This is a genomic window from Peribacillus sp. P4_C12, from assembly GCF_056402095.1.
Genome location: NZ_JBFUIB010000211.1, coordinates 1 through 6,055, shown reverse-complemented (window position 1 = coordinate 6,055; position 6,055 = coordinate 1). Strand labels below are relative to the sequence as shown.

The 6,055-nt window shown below is 34.5% G+C and carries 5 protein-coding genes and 1 pseudogene; 4 read left to right on the top strand and 2 right to left on the bottom strand.

The genetic code is table 11. From position 1 onward, the window contains the following. Positions 1-419 (top strand): annotated as a pseudogene (locus AC1DUW_RS19030) (MFS transporter); the annotation flags it as partial. 188 nt (positions 420-607) lie between these two features. Here AC1DUW_RS19030 and AC1DUW_RS19025 read toward each other — a convergent pair. Then, on the bottom strand, positions 608-1,834 hold the full coding sequence (locus AC1DUW_RS19025; RefSeq protein ID WP_477643197.1) for an ATP-binding protein: 1,227 nt from the start codon (positions 1,832-1,834) through the stop codon (positions 608-610). A gap of 353 nt (positions 1,835-2,187) precedes the next feature. Here AC1DUW_RS19025 and AC1DUW_RS19020 point away from each other — a divergent pair, with 353 nt between their 5' ends. Then, positions 2,188-3,096, top strand: coding sequence for a glycerophosphodiester phosphodiesterase (locus tag AC1DUW_RS19020; protein ID WP_477643198.1), 909 nt, complete (start codon positions 2,188-2,190; stop codon positions 3,094-3,096). Between the two features lie 332 nt (positions 3,097-3,428). Continuing rightward, a complete protein-coding gene (locus AC1DUW_RS19015) occupies positions 3,429-3,887 on the top strand; it encodes a hypothetical protein (protein ID WP_340887801.1) in 459 nt (152 codons plus the stop codon). Between the two features lie 380 nt (positions 3,888-4,267). Here AC1DUW_RS19015 and AC1DUW_RS19010 read toward each other — a convergent pair whose 3' ends face one another. After that, positions 4,268-5,164 carry a PdaC/SigV domain-containing protein gene (locus AC1DUW_RS19010; protein WP_053344526.1) on the bottom strand — a complete coding sequence of 299 codons (897 nt, stop codon included), beginning with the start codon at positions 5,162-5,164 and terminating at the stop codon, positions 4,268-4,270. Between the two features lie 102 nt (positions 5,165-5,266). Here AC1DUW_RS19010 and AC1DUW_RS19005 point away from each other — a divergent pair, with 102 nt between their 5' ends. Beyond that, positions 5,267-5,803: a histidine phosphatase family protein gene (locus AC1DUW_RS19005; RefSeq protein WP_328114899.1), complete on the top strand. Its 537-nt coding sequence runs from the start codon at positions 5,267-5,269 to the stop codon at positions 5,801-5,803. Positions 5,804-6,055 lie beyond the last annotated feature (252 nt).

Below are 6,055 nucleotides of genomic sequence, written 5' to 3'. Positions count from 1 at the left end.
ATTCTTATGTGGTATGGGTATATACTATTAGAATGTTTGGTATGTCGATACTGATGATGCCTATCTTTACAGCTGGATTAAATGAATTGGCACTTAGCTTAAATAAATACGGAACAGCAATGGTTAATACGTTGAGAATGGTTGCAGGTGCTGTCGGCATGGCATTCTTTGTGTCAGTTATGACAAATCAGGGAACGAAACATGTACAGGGAATTTTAGCACAAAATCACATATCACCAGAAAATAAAACCCAAATGGCAATGGCCATTAAACAAGGAAGTGTAATGGGGGTAGATGATGCATTTATGATAGCTACATGGTTAACCGTAGTTGCGTTCATACTGGCCTTTTACATACGGCGAACTTCACCACAAGAAGATACCATCACCAATCGTCTATCAAAAAAAACATTAGCTTGAATAAACTGGGCAAAGGTATCATCATTTTTGCTCTCGCTGGTAAAATCTCAGACTCGTTTGTCCGCTTTTTAGAAAATCATTTACTGAAATGGCAAGATAGCTTTAAAGCTTAATTGAAAAGGATGACCGCCCGTGATGGGAGGTCATCCTATTTTTGTTTTGTAGGAGTTACTGGAAGGTGTTGTTTTTTATTCTTTTTCTTTATATAAAGGTAAAAAAATAGTGAAGGATGTTCCTTTATTCAATTGGCTTTTAACTATAATTTCTCCCTTGTACTTTTGGGCGATATTATAGCAAACAGTTAAGCCGATACCGGTACCTCTTTCTTTAAGTGAATAAAACGGCGTGCCTAGTATTTTAAGCTGTTCCTTAGAAAGTCCTATACCTGTATCCGTGATTTTTATTTTTGCCATATTTCGTTCTTGTTCTGTTTCTACACTGATAAATCCGGGATTGTTCATTGATTCAATCCCATTTTTAATAATATTAACTAATACTTGTTTAAGTTCAATCGGATTCATTTTGATGTATAGTTCTCCGCTAAATTTAAGTAGAAAGCCTACATTACAATTATTGGCAAAACTAGTTAATAGATCAGAGATTTTCTGAATTTCATGATTCAAATGAATAACCTGGATATTTCCTGATTGTGGTTTTGCTAATGATAAATAGTCATTGATTATTACCTGTGTATATTCAAGTTCTGTAAGCATGGTTTGTACATAAAATTTTTCTGTTTCGTTCAGTTCTTTTTCTTGATCTAATAATTGGGCAAATCCTTTTACGACTGTAATGGGGTTCCTTATTTCATGCGCAATGGTAGCGGCTAGCTGACCGACTGAATTTAATTGTTTAGCTTGTTGAATTTCTTTATGAAATGCATTTGTGGATTCCATTCTATTGTTTGTTCCTATAAATACAAATAATAATATTATTTGTATAGCTATAAAATTCAATGTATTACCAAAACTATCTAATGCGACATACTCGTACGTATACTGAAGATTTGTATGCGAAATAACTAAGATAAAAGTAGGTCCAAGTATGATATTTAAAGAAGCGATAATATAAAACCCTATTTTATCAAAGAGAAAAATGGGGATTAAGGGTGCTATTGCGAATAAAGACAACATAATTGCAGTATCTGGGAATACCCAAAATTTAATATATAAATAAACAGTAATTAAGAAAATGAACAGGGTTTTATATAAATTAGTTTCTTTTTTTACGAAAAATAACAAAGAAAGAATGATTCCAGATATCAAAATGACCTGTAAAGACATATCGTAAGGATTAGCTTTCCAACTTATTGGAGATACAGAAATGCCAACTAATAGTAAAAAGGATATCATTGCCATAAATGCCTTAAGTATAAATCGGTGTTTGTTTTGATAATACTGATAGTTTTTTAACATAATTCCCCTTGATTTTAATATTCTGTTTTTTTTAATAGTAATCTTTTACTAGTTTTTTGTAAATCAAAAAAACATAGATTTTGATATCTCATTTTACAAAGCTTTAAGTTGGGAAGCAAATTAAGTAAAGTAAGTCTAAAGGAGCTGGATAGTGCATTCAATATAGGTGAAATGAACTAAGTGGTTTTTTATCAGTTTGCTGTTTTATGGGTTTCTTTCCTTATTTTTATAGAGATGTAGTTTCTTTACACTATATTAGTCGTAGCTTTACATTTCCCTTCTAAAATGAAAGTAAGAATAGAAGGGAGAGAGGGAAATTGAAAACTAGTATAAAGAAATTAGGTTTATGTATTATGAGCGTAGGATTTATATTACAGGCTACATCGTTGGATGCTTCAGCTGCTTCAGCTGCTTCAGCAAAAGAAAATCATTCAAACTCATCAATTTATGAGAAGAAAATTGTGAATGTCGCGCATCGCGGTGCTTCTGGTTATGCTCCTGAACATACCATTCCTGCTTATCAATTGGGAGAACAAATGAAGGGTGACTACATAGAAATCGATCTCCAGATGACTAAGGACGGAAGATTAATAGCGATGCATGATGAAAAGGTGGATCGCACAACAAATGGTACAGGTCTGGTGAAAGATTTAACACTAGCAGAAATAAAAAAACTGGATGCCGGCTCTTGGTTCAATGAAAAATATCCGCAATTTGCAAAAACGAAATATAAAGGGTTAGTGGTTCCAACTCTTGAAGAGGTTTTTGAAAAATTTGGCAGACAGGCAAATTATTATATTGAGACTAAGTCTCCAGAGGTATATCCAGGAATGGAAAAAGAACTTCTAGAGGTTCTGAAAGATTATAAGATGGTAGATTCAAAGGGACGTACCAAAAATGTACTTATACAATCGTTCAGCAAAGAAAGTCTGTTGAAGGTACATGACATGAATCCAAAGTTACCACTGGTTCAACTTTTCTCTTATAAGAATCAGGCAACTATTTCTGATAAAGAATTGGAATCTATTAAGGAATATGCCATTGGAGTTGGTCCGAACTTCACTAAGATAGATGGACAATACGTGAAAATGGTCAGAAATCATGGTCTTCAATTTCATCCGTATACAGTAAATGAAAGAGCTGATATGAAAAAAGCTTTAGAATGGGGAGCAACGGGATTGTTTACAAATTATCCTGATGTATTTAATGAGGTAATAAAAGAGTATAAAAAAGAAAAACACAATCAGATTATGAGTAAATGAAGAATAGATTGAGAAGATTTATATAAGCTTATTAGGAATCATCAACTAAATAGAGGTATCCATAAGTAAGCTTCGATTCTTCGGGGCTTTTTTTTGTATCTCGTTTTTTAGAATTTAAACCTAATCCGAAACCTCAGAAGAAGGATGATATTATCGTACGTGTGACATCGAGGGCAATTTGCGCGTCAGATCTTCATAGTATTATGATATAGAGAAGTATAATATGAGTTTTAAAAAAAAGAAAGGCCGATAAATGATCTTGAATAAGAGTGTTTGATAAGAAAATGATGCAATTTATTATATAATAATATTGATAAAGGGAGGTAGGTCTGATGGTATATAATTCGGCAGCTGAACTGTGTGAAGGGTTTGAGGCAGTATATCAGCCTATTCAAGTTCAGTTAACGATTGAGATTGTTGATAAGAGATTAGGGCCTGTAAAGGCTGAAGCAGAGATTGCCATCAAGCCTGTTGAGTCAAAGGGGTTTTTAGAGGTGTTGGTGGAGGATTTGGAATCGGAGCATATTTTTGCTGATGAAAATGGCAGCATATACGGAAGCTTTGGAATTGATCAGAGCATCCAAATTTATGATGAAGTTCTAGACATTATTCCGTTCGATGATCTAATCGGAAAAGAAAATTGGAAAGTAACTGTCGATTCATTTATCGCGGAAGAAAAGCTAAAAGGACAGCTGGAAAAGGTACTGAATAATTACCAATTTAGTGATATGAGCGGTAAATATAAATTTAGAAAAATATGTACGATTACGGAACTCCAATTTTTGAAGTGAAAAAAATAGAGAAGGTAAACGCCTTCTCTATTTTCATTATTATTCTTGGATCATTTTAAATCCGTTCTGGTTAGCTTTTCTTCGTATTCGTCCCCATCTTTCCATATCAGGTAAACCCTATTCACTCCTTATTCTCGTCCTTTAACTAAGAGCTTCTTCGAATTATGTTTAAATCAGACAAAAGTAAGTTCGGCATTGGTTAAAAACATATTCCCATCAAATATCTATTATTAAAAAATCCACTTTTTTGAATGCGATGATAAGTATGCATGAAACCGCATCAGATTGTGAAATATGGTTCTATATTTTTCATCATTTGTTAGATATATTGAATTAAAGGGTCCTAAAAAAGCACAGGAGTTAGCCCCTGTGCAACGAAATTATTTATAAACCTTACTTGGGATTTTTACGGCAGGACGGCCAGCAGCATAAGGAGCCACTTCATATTCTTGGAATACGAGATAGATCCCCCCGTTTGTATAATAGAACTGTGAATCCTTATTGACGGGAACATCGCTCTGTTTTTTTACATAAAAACTATCTCTTTTCCTCATGTAGTCATAAGCATATTTYTGCACCTTCGTATACTTCGCTTTAGATGTGAGGATTTCACTGATTTTCACCTGTTTACCGGAAGATTCTTTGAAATTATAGGATGTTGTGTATCCCATTCCATGAGCTCCGCCGCTATAATAGTAATCGTCAATAAGAATGCTTAGCTTTCCATCTTGGTTGAATTTCACTTTATACGAAATACTGTAACTATACTGACAAGAGTATGGGGATTCTTTGCACCATTCCTCATTTTTATCTTTTTCCCTATCCTTTTTGGCTTGCAGATAAGAGGAATAGGCGTCCTTGGCATGCTTAGTTAACACCTGATTAATTTTATCCTGAGCTGCTTTACTTTTTAGTCCTGATACTTGCGGATACGACAAGTCACTGATATTTTTATATTTTTTCTTGGTTATCTTCACATTGCTGAATTTTAAATATTTTGTAGATACATAGGCTTTTTTTTCATTGTACCGAATTTCCGACCAGCCGGATTTTGTTTTCGAATAAACGGTTACGGCTTTCCCTTTCTCCAACGATCCTACTTTTTTATAGCTGGTGCCGGGGCCACTTCTAACAGTCAAAGGGGTACCCTTCGTATTTACCGTGGCATTTTCTGTAGTGGCTGCTGAGACTGAGTCGATTTTTATCAGTAAAAAAGAGATGCATGTAAAAGTTAATGCGACAGCAAGGACAATCTTAGTGAAATTCTTGAATAGCATTCAATTACCACCTTTGTATAATTTTTACATTATCTATTATATAAGTAGGTGGATCAATTAGAAAGTGAATTTTTTATTTCAAAAGTTAAAGAGGAGAAAAAAATGAAAATTGGTTTAGTACGACACTTTAAGGTGGCACATGAATTCCCAACCGGAAAATATGTGACGGCGGATGATATGAATCAATGGTTTAATGATTATGATGCAGCAGATATTATTTATGGGACAACTTTATTGGACGATCAGGAATGGAAGAGATGTTATTGCAGCGATATGTCGAGAGCAGTGAAGACGGCTGAGCACATCTATCCTGGTGAGGTTAATCAGATGGAGGAACTTCGGGAAATACCATCTCCACCTCTTAACGGGAAGGTGAAGCTGCCATTCATACTTTGGGCCATTTGGATTCGCTGTTGCTCGGTAGTTAACAAGCAGACGAGAGCGGAGATTAAGATTGCTGAGAAACGGATCAATAAAGTATTGGACGAGCTTCTCGCAAAAGGAGAGCAGGATGTTTTGATTGTGAGTCATGCTGCTCTCATGGTATATATGAGGAAAGAGCTGATCCGACGGGGATTCGCAGGTCCAAAGTTTAAGATTGCTAGCAATGGAAAGTTATATGTGTTCGAAAGAAAATAAGGAAAAACTCGCATGTGAACTTTTTTAAGTTTTCATGAGCAAATAGGGAAGCATTTTGATATTTCAAAGAAAGATGAAGGCATTTTACCGATAGTTATTTTTTTTCTAATGGTTGTGGTTTATTATTGTAATAGTGTAATTTTTTCGAATTCAATGGTAGGGAAAAGAGGGTGAGCATTTTGGTAAAGGCAGTTTTTTTTGATTTAGATGATACGTTACTTTGGGATCAGAAGAGTGTGAAAGGCTATAAAA

Excerpts from the sequence above, each read along its gene's own strand:
- AC1DUW_RS19005 (WP_328114899.1), top strand. The coding sequence starts at position 5,267 with ATGAAAATTGGTTTAGTACGACACTTTAAGGTGGCACATGAATTCCCA.
- AC1DUW_RS19015 (WP_340887801.1), top strand. The coding sequence starts at position 3,429 with ATGGTATATAATTCGGCAGCTGAACTGTGTGAAGGGTTTGAGGCAGTA.
- AC1DUW_RS19020 (WP_477643198.1), top strand. The coding sequence starts at position 2,188 with ATGAGCGTAGGATTTATATTACAGGCTACATCGTTGGATGCTTCAGCT.
- AC1DUW_RS19025 (WP_477643197.1), bottom strand. The coding sequence starts at position 1,834 with ATGTTAAAAAACTATCAGTATTATCAAAACAAACACCGATTTATACTT.